14 protein-coding genes are annotated in these 15,869 nt (G+C 72.3%); 8 read left to right on the forward strand and 6 right to left on the reverse strand.

The features are described from left to right. Positions 1-46 precede the first annotated feature (46 nt). From ASH01_RS15720 to ASH01_RS15735, 4 genes are all read right to left on the reverse strand, one after another. Positions 47-748, reverse strand: a complete 702-nt coding sequence (locus ASH01_RS15720) for an SAF domain-containing protein (RefSeq protein ID WP_056777874.1) — start codon at positions 746-748, stop codon at positions 47-49. Beyond that, complete coding sequence (locus ASH01_RS15725; protein WP_200961807.1) at positions 748-1,626, reverse strand: S-methyl-5'-thioadenosine phosphorylase; 879 nt, start codon at positions 1,624-1,626, stop codon at positions 748-750. Before ASH01_RS15725 ends, ASH01_RS15720 begins: the two co-directional genes overlap by 1 nt. 73 nt (positions 1,627-1,699) lie before the next feature. After that, positions 1,700-2,089, reverse strand: a complete 390-nt coding sequence (locus ASH01_RS22620; protein WP_082619905.1) for an FmdB family zinc ribbon protein — start codon at positions 2,087-2,089, stop codon at positions 1,700-1,702. A 45-nt stretch (positions 2,090-2,134) separates the two neighbouring features. After that, positions 2,135-3,655 carry a potassium/proton antiporter gene (locus ASH01_RS15735; RefSeq protein ID WP_082619906.1) on the reverse strand — a complete coding sequence of 507 codons (1,521 nt, stop codon included), beginning with the start codon at positions 3,653-3,655 and terminating at the stop codon, positions 2,135-2,137. Positions 3,656-3,883: 228 nt separating this feature from the next. Between ASH01_RS15735 and ASH01_RS15740 the strand changes: the two genes are divergently transcribed. Next, on the forward strand, positions 3,884-6,415 hold the full coding sequence (locus ASH01_RS15740; protein ID WP_056778649.1) for a penicillin acylase family protein: 2,532 nt from the start codon (positions 3,884-3,886) through the stop codon (positions 6,413-6,415). A gap of 91 nt (positions 6,416-6,506) precedes the next feature. Here ASH01_RS15740 and ASH01_RS15745 read toward each other — a convergent pair whose 3' ends face one another. Further along, positions 6,507-7,121: a 5-formyltetrahydrofolate cyclo-ligase gene (locus ASH01_RS15745; protein WP_056778652.1), complete on the reverse strand. Its 615-nt coding sequence runs from the start codon at positions 7,119-7,121 to the stop codon at positions 6,507-6,509. 59 nt (positions 7,122-7,180) lie between these two features. Between ASH01_RS15745 and ASH01_RS15750 the strand changes: the two genes are divergently transcribed. The 5 genes from ASH01_RS15750 (at position 7,181) to ASH01_RS15770 (ending at position 12,770) form a co-directional block, all read left to right on the forward strand. Next, positions 7,181-9,823 (forward strand): UTP--glucose-1-phosphate uridylyltransferase, encoded by a 2,643-nt coding sequence (locus tag ASH01_RS15750; RefSeq protein ID WP_056777879.1) that lies wholly within the window; start codon positions 7,181-7,183, stop codon positions 9,821-9,823. Positions 9,824-9,972: 149 nt separating this feature from the next. After that, entirely contained in the window at positions 9,973-10,398 is a 426-nt protein-coding gene (gene moaC, locus ASH01_RS15755; RefSeq protein WP_056778655.1) for a cyclic pyranopterin monophosphate synthase MoaC, read from the forward strand. Further along, the gene (locus tag ASH01_RS15760; RefSeq protein WP_056777881.1) at positions 10,391-10,885 is read left to right on the forward strand and encodes a MogA/MoaB family molybdenum cofactor biosynthesis protein; all 495 of its coding nucleotides are present in this window, start codon (positions 10,391-10,393) and stop codon (positions 10,883-10,885) included. The genes moaC and ASH01_RS15760 overlap by 8 nt, the downstream gene beginning before the upstream one ends. A 75-nt stretch (positions 10,886-10,960) precedes the next feature. Continuing rightward, positions 10,961-11,593 (forward strand): GNAT family N-acetyltransferase, encoded by a 633-nt coding sequence (locus ASH01_RS15765; RefSeq protein WP_056777884.1) that lies wholly within the window; start codon positions 10,961-10,963, stop codon positions 11,591-11,593. Between the two features lie 70 nt (positions 11,594-11,663). After that, positions 11,664-12,770: a hypothetical protein gene (locus tag ASH01_RS15770; RefSeq protein ID WP_156415617.1), complete on the forward strand. Its 1,107-nt coding sequence runs from the start codon at positions 11,664-11,666 to the stop codon at positions 12,768-12,770. A gap of 257 nt (positions 12,771-13,027) precedes the next feature. On the opposite strand, the gene ASH01_RS15775 is transcribed toward ASH01_RS15770, so the two are convergent. Next, positions 13,028-14,248: an AI-2E family transporter gene (locus tag ASH01_RS15775; RefSeq protein ID WP_235508718.1), complete on the reverse strand. Its 1,221-nt coding sequence runs from the start codon at positions 14,246-14,248 to the stop codon at positions 13,028-13,030. 138 nt (positions 14,249-14,386) lie between these two features. On the opposite strand from ASH01_RS15775, the gene ASH01_RS15780 reads away from it, so the two are divergent. Next, positions 14,387-14,938, forward strand: a complete 552-nt coding sequence (locus ASH01_RS15780; RefSeq protein WP_156415618.1) for a hypothetical protein — start codon at positions 14,387-14,389, stop codon at positions 14,936-14,938. Between the two features lie 33 nt (positions 14,939-14,971). Continuing rightward, positions 14,972-15,844 carry an SDR family oxidoreductase gene (locus ASH01_RS15785; RefSeq protein WP_056777893.1) on the forward strand — a complete coding sequence of 291 codons (873 nt, stop codon included), beginning with the start codon at positions 14,972-14,974 and terminating at the stop codon, positions 15,842-15,844. Positions 15,845-15,869: the final 25 nt, after the last annotated feature.

The following is a 15,869-nucleotide window of genomic DNA, read 5'->3' on the forward strand; positions in this document are numbered from 1 at the left end:
TGCGACGAGAGTGACGTGTGAGGCGGACTCTCCGGGCATGCCGAGCCTACTGCGCAGCCCCGAACCCGTGCCGGACGGCGACGACCAGACTCTGGCCGGCTTGGAGCGCGCTGAGACCGCGCGTCACCTCGGCGGCCTGCGTCGGGTCGAGCGCGAGGGTCACACGGGCCGGCGCCCCCGCCCCGAGACCGGTCGACTCCTCGGCCGCGCGGACCGCGAGGACGACGACATCGGTCGCGGCCCGGGTGCCGGAGCCGGTGGCGTAGAGGTCGACGTGGTCACCCGGCCGCGCCCCGACCGAGGCGGCGTCGAGGACGGGGACGCTGAGGGCCACTTGATCGTCGGGCTGGCCGGCCAGCAGGTCGCGGCCGACGAGGCGCTCGGGCGTCACGACCTCGTGGACGACCAGGGGAGCGGCGGCGACGCGACCCACCACGGCTTGGACCGTCGACAGGGCTGTCACGGGTCGCTGACCACCAGGTCGGACCGAGACGGTGACGTCGTCGGCGCCGATCGTCTGTCCGGCCGCGACGTCCCGGGCCATGACGACCGTCGGCACGCCCGCGCCTCCGGCCGGCGCCGGGCGCAGGGCGGCGACCGTCACGAGCACGGCCAGGGCGGCGAGCCCCGCCGCGGCCCACCGCCGCCAGCGCGCGCGCCTGGCCCGGCGTCGGCGCGGACCGTCGGGCCACGCCGCCCGCCGGCCCTCGCGACGCCAGCGGGAGCCCGAGCGCACGCCGGCCGTCATCAGGGGAGCGGGAAGGGCAGCTCGAGACCGTCGAGGCTGCGTCGGCACGGGCAGGTGGCCGTCTCGTCGGGCTCGTGCGCGGGCATCTGGCCGATGGCGTCGCGCAGGATCGAGGTGAGGTGCTCGACGTTGGTCGCGAAGACGCGCAGGACCTCGTCGTGCGTGACGGCGTCGCCACCCTCGACGCCGGCGTCGTGGTCGGTGACCATGGCGATCGTCGTGAAGCACATGGCGAGCTCGCGGGCCAGGGCCGCTTCGGGCATCGTCGTCATGCCGACGATGCCGAAGCCGGCCTGCTGGTGCATGAGCGACTCGGCGCGGGAGGAGAACCGTGGCCCGTTGACGACCACGAGGGTCCCGTCCATCACGACCTCGAGCTCCGAGAGCCGGGCCGCGGCCACCGCGACCTGACGGCCGTTGGGGCAGTAGGGATCGGCGAAACCGACGTGGACGACCGGACCCTCGGTCTCGTAGATGGTGTGGGGCCGCCCCCACGTGCGGTCGACGACCTGGTCGGGCACGACGATGGTGCCCGGCCCGTGCTCGGGCTTGAGCGAGCCGACGGCGCAGGGGGAGAGGATCTGGCGGACGCCGGCCGCGCGCAGGGCCCAGAGGTTCGCGCGGTAGTTGACGCGGTGCGGCGCGAAGCGGTGGCCCTTGCCGTGCCGCGCGACGAAGGCGACGCTGCGGCCCTCGACCTCACCGATGACGAGTGGGTCGCTCGGGCGCCCGAACGGGGTCTCGACGTCGACGGTCTCGTAGTCGTCGAGGAACTCGTAGAGGCCGGACCCACCGATGACACCGATCTCGGCGCGCGGACCCGGAGCGGGAGCTCCCGGGACGGCGGGGTCGGACACGGTCGTCTGCTCAGTCGTCATGCGAGGAGCCTAGGGCGGGCACCGGGCCGGCCGGACGGCATACGCCCTCGGGTGGGGACAACATCCCCCGGGCTCAGCTGGCTGTGGACGACGACCCGGACGACGACGACCCGGACGACGACGACCCCGAGGACGTGGACGCGGTCTTCGACGGCGTCGACGTGCTCGAGCCGCTCGACGACTCGGAGGACGTCGAGGTGGACGACGATCCGCCGTCCTTCTTCTTCGTGTCACCCGAGCCCGCGCCGTCGGAGGCCGCCGGCGTCGAGGTGCTCTTGGACGCGGCGCGCGAGTCGGTCTTGTAGAAGCCCGAGCCCTTGAACGCGATGCCGACCGGGTGGATCACCTTGCGAAGGCGCGGCTCGCCGCACTCCGGGCACACCGTCAAGGAGTCGTCGGTGAACGACTGGCGGATGTCGAAGGCGTGGCCGCACTCTTGGCACGCGTAGGAGTAGGTGGGCACAGGTGAACCTCGGACGTCGGGAGCGGAAGATGACCGAGGGTCAGTCTACGGCCAGCCGGCGAGGCGCCCGCCCCGGCTGATCTCGCGGATGCGGCGCTCGGTGCGCTGCCTGACCTTCGAGGTCGTGACGACGAGCAGCTGGTCCCCGTGCCGGATCGTCGTGTGCCGCTCGGGCACGAACCCCTCGCCGCCTCGCACGACGAGCGTCACGTTGGCGCCCTTGGGCAGGCGCAGCTCGAAGACGGCGACCCCGTGCAGCCGTGACTCAGCGCCGACGGTCACCTGGATGACGTCGGCGCTGATCTCCATGAGGGAGGTCGACTCGAGGTCGACGTCGACGGAGTGCACGTGCTCGGTGAGCCCCAGCCGCTTGGCCACCCAAGGCAGCGTCGGCGCCTGCACGATGGTGAAGATGACGACGAGCATGAAGACGAGGTCGAAGATCCACTTCGTGTCGGGCGTCCCGACGACGAGCGGCACCGTGGCGAGGACGACGGGCACGGCGCCGCGCAGCCCCGCCCACGACAGGAAGACCTGGTCGCGCCAGGGCACCTTGAACCACGAGACCGATGCGAAGACCGACAGGGGACGGGCCACGAGGAGCAGGGCGAGGCCGATGGTGATCGCCGGGACGAGCTGCTCGTCGAGGCGCCTCGGGTCCGCGAGCAGGCCGAGCAGCACGAAGAGCCCGATCTGCGCGATCCAGCCGAGCGCGTTGGCGAAGCTCTGGAACGCCACCCGGTTGGGCAGGCCCATGTTGCCGAGCACGAGGGCCGAGAGGTAGGTGGCGAGGAAGCCGGAGACGTGCAGGGCCGCGCCGACGGCATACGCGAGGACGGTGAGCGCGACGACGCCGATGGAGAAGAGGGCGGACGACGCGCCCGCGACGCGGTGCAGCAGCTGTCCACCGAGCCAGCCCACGGCGCCCCCGACGAGCGCGCCGCCGGCGAGCTCCAGCGCCGCGTGCAGGAGCAGCACCCACCAGGGGTCGGCGGATCCGCCCGGCACCCCCTGGGCGGAGAAGGCGACGACGAGGATGACGACGGGCGCGTCGTTGAAGCCCGACTCCGCCTCGAGCATCCCCGAGAGGCGCTTGGGCAGCGGCACGTTGCGCAGCACCGCGAAGACCGCGGCGGCGTCGGTCGAGCTGACGATGGCGCCGATGAGGAGCGAGATCGTCCACGACAGCGGGAGGAAGGCGTGCGCGGCCACCGCGACGACGAGCACCGACACGACGACCCCGACCGTCGAGAGCACCGCGGCGGGGGCCACCGAGTCCTTGATGTTGGACCACGACGTCGTCAGGCCACCCTCGGCGAGGATGAGCACGAGGGCGGCGTAGCCGAGCACGCGGGTGATCGACGCGTCGTCGAACTGGATGCCGGCGCCGGCGTTGCCGAGGGCGAGGCCGATCCCGAGGTAGATGAGCAGCGACGGCAGGCCCGAGCGGACCGACAGGCGCACGGCCGCGACGGCCACGAGGAGCACGAGCGACCCGATCAGGAGCACGCGCGTCAGGTCGTCGAGGTCCATGGTCGACGACGTGATGCTCGCGAGTGCGGTCAACGGCAGCTCCTCAGGTGTGGGGCAATCCAACCATCCCGGCGGCCGCGCCCGTGGAGTGGTCCGCGGGCGTCGCGCACGGGTCGGGAGCGTTTGTCGTCGGTTCGGCAACGATGTCGCGCGGCGCCCCACGGGCTGCGAGCTGCACCGTCCGCGGTGGCCTAGGCTCGTCGCGTGTCACGGTTGAAGCGCGCCCGTCGGATCGTCCTGCTCGTCGCCGTCCTCGTCGTCATGGCGGTGGTCGGGGTCGGGATCCTGGCGATCGGGGTGGTGCGGCAGTCGTTCCCGGAGACCTCGGGCCAGCTCGAGATCGAGGGCCTGACGAGCTCGGTGTCGGTGCACCGCGACGCCCAGGGCGTCCCCACGATCTACGCCGACAACGCGAGCGACCTCTTCCGGGCGCAGGGCTTCGTCAGCGCCCAGGACCGCTTCTTCGAGATGGACCTGCGTCGCCACGTCACGGCCGGCCGCCTCTCCGAGCTCGTCGGCAGCGCCGGCCTCGACAAGGACAAGGTCATCCGCACGATGGGCTGGCGCCGCATCGCGGAGCAGGAGCTGCCCAAGCTCGCGCCCGAGACGCGGCAGTACCTCCAGGCGTACGCCGACGGCGTCAACGCGTACATCAAGAAGGCCGAGACGCCCGAGAAGATGTCGCTCGAGTACACCGTGCTCGCCCGCCGCAACCCCGGCTACCGGGTCGAGCCGTGGACGCCCGTCGACTCGCTCTCGTGGCTCAAGGCGATGGCGTGGGACCTGCGGGGCGACTACAACGACGAGCTCGCCCGGGCCCGCCTGTCGCGCACGACGCGCTCCCTCAAGCAGATCAACCTGCTCTACCCGCCCTACCCCGTCGACCGCAACCAGCCGATCCTCTCGGAGCAGGACTGGCAGCCGGCGTCGGCGAGCGACCAGGCGGCGAGCCCGGCGCCCGCGGCCCTCACGGCCATGCGCTCCGAGGACGGCAACGCCGCCATCGACTCGGCGCTGGCGTCGGTCAACGCGGTCCCGTCGACCCTCGGCCGCGGCGACGGCATCGGCTCGAACTCGTGGGTCGTCTCGGGCTCGCGCACGACGACGGGCAAGCCGCTGCTCGCCAACGACCCGCACCTCGCCCTGTCGATCCCCGGCATCTGGGGCCAGGTCAACCTCCAGTGCCGCACCCTGAGCGCGGCGTGCCCCTTCCAGGTGTCGGGCTTCACCTTCTCGGGCCTGCCCGGCGTCGTCATCGGCCACAACGACAAGGTCGCCTGGGGCATGACGAACCTCGGCCCCGACGTCACGGACTTCTACCTCGAGCAGGTCTCGGGCGACGGCTACCTCCGTGACGGGCTGACCAAGCCGCTCGAGACGCGCCAGGAGGTCATCAAGGTCGCCGGCGGCGCCGACGTGCCGCTGACCGTGCGCTCGACGGTGCACGGCCCGATCATGTCCGACGTCGTCCCGGCCATCGACGCGGCCGGCGACCGCAGCGTCGTGCGCGGCGCTCCCCAGTCCAACCGGTATGCCGTGTCGCTCGCGTGGACGGCGCTGACCCCGGGCACGACGGCCGACGCGATCTTCGCCCTCAACCGGGCCACGAACTGGTCGGACTTCCGCAAGGCCGCGGCCCTCTTCTCGGTGCCGTCGCAGAACCTCGTCTACGCCGACACGGCCGGCCACATCGGCTACCAGGCTCCCGGCAAGATCCCGGTGCGACGCTCGGCGACGCCTGGCGCGCCCCCCGGCTTCTGGCCGTCGCCCGGCTGGGACTCGCAGTGGGACTGGAAGGGCTACGTGCCCTTCGACGACATGCCCAACACCTTCGACCCCGCCGAGGGCTTCATCGTCACGGCCAACCAGGCCGTCACCGCGAGCCCGACGCCGTTCCTCACCTCGGAGTGGGACTACGGCTTCCGGGCGCAGCGCATCCGCACCCTGCTCGCCGCGACCCCCAAGGTCTCGCCCGAGACGATGTCGCAGATCCAGGGCGACACCCGCAACACGTACGCGCCGGGCCTCGTCGAGCGACTCCTCGCGGTGCAGGTCGACGACTTCACGGCGCAGGCCCAGCGACTGCTGCGCGACTGGGACGGCAACCAGCCCAACGACAAGACGCGCGACGCGGCCTCGGCGGCGTACTACAACGCCGTGTGGAAGCACCTGCTCGAATACACCTTCGACGAGCTCCCGCCCGACATCGCGCCCGACGGCGGCAGCCGGTGGATGGTCGTCATGGAGCAGCTGCTCAAGGACCCCAAGAACGACTGGTGGGACGACAAGACGACGCCCGGCGTCACCGAGGGCTCCGGCGAGATCCTCAAGCGCGCGCTCGTCGAGGCCCGCCTCGACCTCGCCCGCGAGCTCGGCAAGGTGCCCGCGACGTGGCGCTGGGGACGCCTGCACTCGCTCGACCTGACGCACCAGGTCATGGGCGCCGACGGCGTGCCCGAGCTCGTCCAGAACCTCTTCAACCGCGACGACATCGAGCTCGGCGGTGGCAACTCCATCGTCAACGCCAACGCGTGGAACGCCTCGAAGCCCGGCTACGACGTCACGAGCGGCCCGTCGATGCGCATGGTCGTCGACCTCGGCAACCTCGACGCGTCGCGCTGGGTCAACTCGACCGGCCAGTCGGGGCACGCCTACGACGACCACTACTCCGACCAGGTCGACGCCTGGGTGGCCAACGAGACCTTCGTGTGGCCGTTCAGCCCGACCGCGGTGCGCGAGGCCACCGACGACGAGCTGACGCTCGTGCCGCCGACGCCGACGTCGAACCCGTAGGCCGCCGCGTCACCCGCGCGGCTGCGCCTCGGCCCCCGATGGCGTATGCGGTGGGCTCGGGTCTCGCGGTCGGCTCGGCGACGTGCGCGCCTCAGCGAAGCCGCACGACGCGTCCGGTCGTCGTGACGTAGCCGTCGACCGGGAGGTCGTGCGCGTCGGCCGGCAGGTCGGTGTCGCTCTGCTCGCCTTCGTGGAGCAGGGTCACGACGGGTGTGTCCGGGTCGCGGTGGAGCAGGGCCCGGTCGTAGCAGCCGCCGCCCTGGCCGAGGCGCGTGCCGTGCTCGTCGACGGAGAGCCCGGGTGTGACGACGAGGTCGCACCTGGCGAGGGCGTCGGTGCCGAGCCAGCCCTGTCGCTCGTCGGCGTCCGGTGCGTGGCCGCCGTGGCCGGGGCGGCGCACGGTCGCGTCGTCGCCCGAGGCGCCCGGGACGGCATACCTCCACTCGAGCGAGAAGTCGCCCTGCACGACGGGCACGATGACCTCGTGGCCGGCCGCGAGGAGCGCCTCGACGAGGCGGCCGGTCGGCGGCTCGTCCGGGAGGGACTCGTAGACCGCCACCCGGGACGGGTCGGGCACGAAACGGAGCACCGCCCCGGCGATCGCCGCCGCGGCGGCGTCACGCTCGTCCCGGGTCAGGCGCGACGCGATCTCGCGCCGCCGGGCCCGCGCGGCGTGACGCAGGTCACGCTTGCCCAGGCCGCTCACGGGGAGCACATTCCGCGCACTCGGGTGACGCACATGCGGCCCATCGTAAGGTGATGCCCATGAGTGACCAGGGGCTCCACGCGTCCGTCGCACTGATGCGCGACCGGGGCCTCGGTCCTGAGGCGATCAGGGTGTTCGAGCACTACTACGAGCAGCTGCAGGCCGGGGCGCTCGGCACGATCCCCGAGGAGTCGATCGAGCCCCTCGGCGAGGTGCAGACCCTCCGTGAGGTCCAGGTGTCCGACGAGGAGGCGCGCGAGGCGCTGTCGCGCACCGCCGTCATCAAGCTCAACGGCGGCCTCGGCACCGGGATGGGCATGACCGGCGCCAAGTCCGCGCTCGAGGTCAAGGACGGCCTGACCTTCCTCGACATCATCGCCCTGCAGGTGCTGGCCCTGCGTGAGCGCTGGGGCGTCGAGCTCCCGCTCGTGCTCATGAACTCCTTCCGCACCTCGGAGGAGTCGCTCAAGATCCTCGCGAAGTACCCCGACCTGCCGGTCGACGGGCTGCCGCTCGACTTCATCCAGAACGCCGAGCCCAAGCTGCGCCCCGACGACCTCATGCCGGTGCAGTGGCCCGACGACCCCGAGCTCGAGTGGTGCCCGCCGGGCCACGGCGACATCTACGTCTCGCTCGTCACGTCCGGCGTGCTCGACTCCCTGCTGGAGAAGGGGATCCGCTACGCGTTCCTCTCCAACTCCGACAACCTCGGCGCGACGTGCGACCCCGACGTCGCGGCGTGGATGGTCGAGCACGGCCTGCCCTACGTCGCCGAGGTGTGCAAGCGCACGAAGAGCGACCGCAAGGGCGGCCACCTCGCGGTGCGCAAGTCCGACGGCCGGATCGTGCTGCGCGACACGGCGATGGTGGCCGAGGGGGAGGAGCGCTACTTCCGCGACATCAAGCGGCACAACACCTTCAACGCCAACAACGTGTGGATCAACCTCGAGGTCCTGCGCGAGCGGATGACGGCCAAGCAGGGCGTCCTCGGCCTGCCGATCATCGTCAACCACAAGAACGTCGACCCCGCCGACCCGGGCTCGCCCGAGGTCATCCAGATGGAGTCGGCGATGGGCACGGCGATCGAGGTGTTCGAGGGCTCGGAGGCGATCCTCGTGCCGCGCACCCGCTTCCGTCCGGTCAAGACGACGAACGACCTGCTCGTCATCCGGTCCGACTTCTTCACCCTCGACGAGGGCTACCACGTCGTCGCGACCGTCGACGGGCCCGAGCCCTACGTCGACCTCGACTCGGCCTACCGCTTCGTGTCGGGCTTCGAGCAGCGCTTCCCCAAGGGGGTGCCCTCGATGCGCGACTGCACGAGCCTGCGCGTCATCGGTGACCCCGTCTTCGGCCGCAACGTCCGTTGCGTCGGCGAGGTGCTCATCGACGGCTACCGCCGGGTCCTCGACGACGCCGTGCTCGGCGAGCTGCCGACGCCGACGCCGGCGCCCGTCACGACACCCGGCGACGTGCGTACGGTCGACGAGCACCTCAAAGCCATCCTCTCGACGCTCGAGCCGTCCCCGACCGAGTGGACGCCGCTCACCGAGGCCCTCGGCCTCGTCGTGGCCCGCGACGTCCGGGCCAAGGTCAACCTCCCGCACTTCGACAACTCGTCGATGGACGGGTATGCCGTCCGCGCCGAGTCGCTCGCGTCCGCCGGTGAGTCCCCGGTGCAGCTGCGCATCGTCGGCGAGGTCGCCGCGGGTGCCGACCCGACCTTCTCGGTGGGCGTGGGGGAGGCGGCCAGGATCATGACGGGCGCCCCGATCCCCGAGGGTGCCGACGCCGTCATCGCCGTCGAGGACACCGACGCGGCCGCAACGGGCGACGTTGAGTGCCGCGTGGCGGTCCCGCCGGGTCGCTTCATCCGTCCGCAGGGCGAGGACGTGTCGTCCGGCGAGGTCATCGTCTCGGCGGGCGAGGTCGTCGGCGCCCGCACCATCGCGCTGCTCGCGGCCTGCGGTCATGCCGAGGTCGAGGTCCACCGCCGGCCGCACGTCGTCGTGCTGTCGACCGGCGCCGAGCTCGTCGAGCCCGGAAAACCCTTGCAGCCCGGTCAGATCCACGACTCCAACTCCTCCATGCTCTGGGCGGCCGCCATCGGCGCCGGGGCGTCGGCGGAGATCCGGGCGGCGGTCGGCGACTCCGACGAGGAGCTGCTCGCCGTGCTCGACGAGGTCGTCGCCGAGGCCGACGTCGTCATCACGAGCGGCGGAGTCTCGATGGGCGCCTACGACGTCGTCAAGAGCGCCCTGCGCGGCGAGGGCATCGACTTCGTCAAGGTCGCGATGCAGCCCGGCAAGCCGCAGGGCTACGGCCTGCTGACCGGGCCGGGTGGCAAGCAGGTGCCGCTCTTCGCCCTGCCCGGCAACCCGGTGTCGTCGTTCGTGTCGTTCGAGGTCTTCGTGCGCCCGGCGCTGCGCCGGCTCATGCGCCTGACCCCCGAGAAGCGCCGGTTGCGGCCGGCCACGCTCATCTCCGGCGTCGAGTCCTTCGGCGGGCGGCGCCAGTTCGGTCGTGCCGTCGTGTCGCGGTCGGCGGAAGGCACGCTCGTCGCCGTCCCCGTGGCAGGGCAGGGCTCGCACTTCGTCGCCGACCTCTCCCGGGCCAACGCCCTCTTCGTCGTGCCCGAGGACGTCACCGAGCTCGTCGCCGGTGAGGTCGTCGACGTCCTCGTCCTCGACAAGGAGGCGTGATGAGCGACCGACCGGAGGCACGGCCAGATCCGAGCGACCCGTGGGTGACGCCCCCGGAGCAGGGCGGGGCCGAGGCCTCCCCGGCAGAGGCCGCGGCGACTGCCGAGGCGCCGGGCCTCACCCACGTGCGCGCCGACGGCAGTGCCCACATGGTCGACGTTTCGGCCAAGGCCGTGACCGCCCGCGAGGCCAGCGCGGCGGGACGCGTCCTGCTCAGCGCCGACGCCGTCGCGGCGTTGCGCTCGGGGAACGTCCCCAAGGGCGACGCCCTGGCGGTCGCCCGCATCGCCGGCATCCAGGCCGTCAAGCGCACACCCGAGCTCATCCCGCTCGCGCACCCGATCGCCGTGCACGGCGTCGAGGTCGACGTGACGGTCGCCGACGACGGCGCCGACATCACGGCGACGGTGCGCACCGCCGACCGGACGGGCATCGAGATGGAGGCGTTGACCGCGGTGTCGGTCGCCGCGCTCGCCCTCATCGACATGGTCAAGGCCGTCGACAAGCACGGCCGGATCACCGACGTCCGCGTCACGGCGAAGTCCGGTGGCCGGTCGGGAGACTGGCATGAATGAGGGTCCGGGCGTGGGCCGCCGGGCCGCCGTCGTCACGTCCTCGACCCGAGCGGCAGCCGGCGTCTACGCCGACAGGTCCGGCCCGGTCATCGTCGAGCGGCTCCGCGCCTGGGGCTTCGAGGTGGGCGAGCCGGTCGTCGTGGCCGACGGCGACGAGTTCGGCCTGGCGCTCCGCGAGGTCCTCGCGAGCGAACCGGAGCTCGTCATCACGACCGGAGGGACCGGCCTCACCCCGACCGACGTGACACCCGAGCAGACCGCACCCATGCTCGACCGGCTCGTGCCCGGCGTCGCCGAGGCGATCCGTGCCGCCGGCGTCGCCAAGGGGGTCCCGACGGCGATGCTCTCGCGCGGTCTCGTCGGCCTGGCCGGGCGCACCTTCGTCGCCAACCTTCCCGGATCGCGCGGGGGCGTTGCCGACGCGCTCGACGTGCTCGAGCCGGTCCTGGGCCACGCCCTCGACCAGATCCCCGGCAGTGACCACTGACGTGAGGACGCGGATCCGCTTGCGGCACTCCGTGATCCGACGTCGGCCGATCCCGCAGGGATCGGTCGGATGAGGATGCCGTGGCGCCCACACCGGGACGGTCAGGCCCGCTGGCCCGTGGTCCTGCGTGATGCCTCGTCCGAGCCCGCGATCGTGCTGCGGCCCCTGCGTCTGGACGACGAGCGTGACTGGCAGCGCGTGCGGCGCGACAACGCGGCATACGTCCAGCCGTGGGAGCCGACCCTCCCGCCGGGCTCGCCCGCGCGGACCCCGGTCTCGTTCCGGCAGTTCGTCCGCGACCTCGACACCGAGGCGCGCGCCGACCGCGCCATGCCGTGGTGCATCGAGGTCGGCGGTCGCATCGTGGGTCAGGTCCACCTCTTCGGGATCGTCCGCGCCGCGCAGCAGTCGGGTGCGGCCGGCTACTGGCTCGACGAGTCCGTCACCGGACAGGGCATCGCGACCCGCGCCCTCGCGCTGGCGGTCGACCACGCGCTCGGCGCGGGTGGGCTGCACCGGGTCGAGGTCAACATCCGGCTCGACAACGTGCCCTCGCTGCGCGTCGTCGAGCGGCTCGGCCTGCGTGACGAGGGAGTGCGCGAGCGCTTCCTCCACATCGACGGCGCGTGGCGCGACCACCGCTCCTTCGCCGTCACGACCGAGGACCTGTGCGGATCGACTCTCACGGCTCGCCTGTCACAGGTGTAACACCAGCCTCTTGCGCGACACGCCTCGAATGTGCGGGGCCGTTACCGAACCGCGTCCTACCGTGGGTCACGTGCCAGTCAGCAGCCTCATCTTCGTCGTCATCGTGGCGATCTGGGCTGCCTATCTCGTGCAGCACTGGGCCCGCCGCCGCGAGGACGCCGCCGCGACCCGGTCGGTCGAGGGCTTCTCCGAGGCCATGCGCGTCCTCGAGAAGCGACCGGCCCTGCCGACTCCGGCACTGAGCACCCCGCGCCCGCACTCGTATGCCGTCAAGCCCGCGAGCACCGGCCGTCCCACCGTCGACGTGAAGCGGGCCGTCCCCGCCGGCACGTCACGCCGCCACTCTCCTCTCGTCGCACGTCGATCCGACGAGCGGGTGCTTGCGAGCTCGACTGACGCATCGGGCTCCTCGTCAGACCTGAGCCAGAACGACCACGACATCGCCCCCTACTCCGCCGAGGTGGACCGCATGCCCGAGTCAGCGCGACCGACGAGCCACGCGGAAAGGAGGCCGGCTCGACCCACGGCCCCTGCGCGGGTTCCGCTGGCACAGCGCCGCCTTCGCGCGGCGCTGCTCCTCGTCGCGGTCGCCTGGCTGCCGGTGTCCGTCGTGCTGACGGTGACCGGCGTGCTCATGTGGATCTCCATCCCGTTCGCCGTGCTCACCGTCGCCGCCGTCCTCGTGTGGCTGCGGGCCGAGGCCCAGGCCGACCGCCTGCGCACCAGCTCGGATGCGGGGGACCAGCGCGCTCGAGGTGGCCGGCGAGGTCGTCGCCGCAGCAGGTCCTACGACGCGCAGCACCACGTGCCGCTCCTCTCGAGTGACGACACGCAGGTCATCCGTAGCACCGCCACGGCGGCCCCGTCGGAGGTCGTGGCGGTCTCGCAGGAGTCGCAGACCGTCGTCGCCCAGCACGTCGAGCCCGGCGTCTTCGACGTCCAGGCGCCGATCACCGGTGAGGTGCCCGTCGCCGTGGCCGCCGTCGAGCAGCCGGCCGAGGGCAGCTGGAGCCCTGTCCCGGTGCCGCGCCCGACCTACTCGCTCAAGGCCAAGGCCGAGCCGCGCTACACCGAGTCCGGCATCCCGGCCGACGTCTTCGACACGCCTGAGTTCGCCGAGGAGGCCGAGGAGCTCGACGACCGGGCCCTCTTCGCCCGCCGCGCCGTCTCCCAGTAGGACCGTCGTTCCAGCCACACCTGGCTCGAACGCATCACCTCGCCCCACGAAACCGCGCCATGGCGCACTCTCTGATGGCGCCCGGTCCCGGACCACCACCAAACCGCGCCACGGCGCACTTCCGATGGCCGCCGCCCCGAGAGGGAGGGTGCAGCGACCGGGGCGCGTGGTGCGCAGGTGGAAGCGGGGCCACTCGAGGGTTCGAGTGGCCCCATCGGTCACGGACGTCCGTCGACCCGGGACGGCATACGGCTCCGTCAGGCGTTGGCTGGGGCTCCGCCGTCGTCGGCCGAGGCCGCCATCTCCCGGTCGAGCTCGCCCTCCGACTCGTCGCTGAAGAGGTGCTTGCCCACGGCGTTGAGCACCGCGGCGAAGGGGACGGCGACGAGCGCACCGACGATGCCGGCGATGATCGAGCCGGTCGCGATGGCGAGGATGACGGCGAGCGGGTGGACGCTGACGGCCTTGCCGAGCAGGAACGGCTGGAGCACGTGCGACTCGAGCTGCTGCACGCCGATGACGACGGCGAGCATGATGAGGGCGACGCCCGGGCCGTGCGCGACGAGCGCGAGCAGCACGGCGACGGCCCCCGAGAGCAGCGCTCCGACGATCGGGATGAACGCCAGGATGAAGACGAGGATGCCGATCGCGAACGCGAAGGGGACCTTGAGGATCGCGGCGCCGACCGAGATGCCGACCGCGTCGACGAAGGCCACGATCATCGTCGCGCGCACGAACGCCGACAGCTGGTGCCAGGCGATGATGCCCGAGGAGTTGACGCGGGGGCGGGTGGCGCGCGGGAAGAGCCGCACGATCCAGCTCCAGATGCGCGGGCCCTCGTAGAGGAAGAAGAAGAGCGAGAAGAGGGCGATGAACAGGCCCGCGATGAAGTGCGTCGCCGTGAGCCCGACCGAGGTCGCGGTGTCGCCGAGGTTGCCCGACTCGCTCACCTTGTCGCGGATGGTGTTGAAGTACTCGTCGAACTGCGCGTCGGTGATGTTGAACGACGTGCGCACCCAGTCGCGGATGCGCTCGAGACCGGTGGCGACCTGGCTCGTCAGGTCGGAGAAGCCGCTGCTGAACTGGGTCCCGACGAGGGTGAAGAGCGCCCCGATGAGCAGGATCGTGCCGAGCAGCGTGATGCCGGCGGCCGCCCCCGGCTTCATCCGGTGGTGCAGCCAGGTCGCGACGGGCCGCAGCAGGGCGGTCAGGAGGATGGCGATCGCAACCGGCACGACGATCTCGGAGACCGAGCGCACCGCGAGCGACAGCAGGTAGATGGCCGCGCCGATGAGCAGCAGGCGCCACGCCCACTCGCTCGCGACCCGGACGCCGGGCGGGACGGCCGCGGCCTCGATGCCGGGCAGTTCCGGGGCGAAGGGGGGATCGGCCTGCAGGGTGTCGCTGCCGTCGTGGGTGCGGACGGGCACGGTCGCGTCGGAGGGCGTGCCAGAGGGCTCGGCATGGTTGTCGGTCACGACCACACCGTATGCCGCGTGGCCGTCCCGCGGTGCATCACCCGCCGCTGATCGGACAGCCCGTGCCGGTCGTCACGATCGGGCATCAGTGCACATCGCCGACCGTCGTCCTCGCCTGACGGCGGCGACACTGCCGTCATGACGACGTACTGGGAGCGGATGCCCCCACGGCGGGAGACGGGGCGCCGTCGCCCGTCGAGGGGAGTGGGCATCGCCGTCACCGTCGTGACGCTGGTCGTGCTCGGCCTCCTCGTCCTGGCCGGGTTCGCGCTCTGGGCGTACGCCGACCACGACCGGATCGAGCTCATCGACCGACCCGACGTGGTCGCCGCCGTCGACGCCGGCTGCACCCGGCTCCGGGCCGGCCTGGCGGCCAGTCCCGTCGACGTGGGGTCACCGGCCTCGGTGAGGGCGGCGGCGATCGCGGCCCAGGACGAGGCGATCCGCGCGTTCGTCGCCGAGGTCCGCAGGCTCGACCCGGTCGCCAGAGCCGACGACCTCCCGGTCGACGACTGGCTGGCGGACTGGGAGTCGCTCGCCGTCGCTCGCGACGACGTGGCCGACGCGCTGCGGCGGGGAGGCCGTGCCTCGTTGGTCGTGCCCCGTGACGGGGGCGAGCCGATCACGCGGCGCATGGACGCGGTCGGCGTCGCCTGTGTCGACCTGTCGCGCCTCGTGCGCCGGACCTGACGTCGACACCGGTCCCGTGCGTACGCTCGGGGGATGAGCGCAGACGCCACCAGTCCCCGTCCGACCCTCGCCGTCACCGGCTCGACCGGGTGGCTTGGTGGGCTCGTCGCCAAGGATCTCGCCGGCCGTGGAGTCGCCCAGCGGCTCCTCGTCCGTGACGCCAGTCGGGCGCCGGAACTGCAGGGTTCCGTTGCGGCTCAGTGCAGCTACCGCGACGCCGACGCCGCCCGAGCGGCTCTCGAGGGGGTCGAGACCCTCTTCATGGTCTCGGCGGCCGAGAACGAGGACCGGCTCGCCGAGCACCGAGCCTTCGTCGATGCCGCCGCGGCTGCCGGGGTCGGACACGTCGTCTACGTCTCGTTCTTCGGAGCAGCGCCGGATGCGACGTTCACCCTGGCTCGTGACCACGCGGCCACGGAGCAGCACCTCCGCGACTCGGGCATGGCGTGGACGTTCCTGCGCGACAACCTCTACCTCGAGTTCATGGACCACATGGTCGGCGAGGACGGTGTGGTCCGCGGCCCCGCCGGCGACGGCCGGGCCGCCGTCGTCGCGCACGACGACATCGCGCGCGTCGCGGTCACCGTCCTGCTCGACCCGGCCGCGCACGCAGGCGCGACGTACGCACTGACCGGGCCCGAGGCGCTGACGTTCGCCGAGATGGCGCAGGTCATCACCGAGGTGACGGGCCGCGAGGTGCGCTACCACGACGAGACGGTCGAGGAGGCGTACGCGTCCCGCGCGGTCTACGGGGCCCCGGACTGGCAGGTGGACGCCTGGGTGTCGACGTACACCGCCGTGGCCGCGGGTGAGCTCGACGGCGTCAGCGGCGACGTCGAGCGGCTGACGGGTCGCCGGCCCACGTCCCTGCGCGAGTACCTCGAGGCCCAGCGCCCGTCGAGGTGATCGCGGCACCCACGGGGGTGCCGAC

This window comes from Terrabacter sp. Soil811 (assembly GCF_001429655.1).
Lineage (GTDB): Bacteria > Actinomycetota > Actinomycetes > Actinomycetales > Dermatophilaceae > Terrabacter.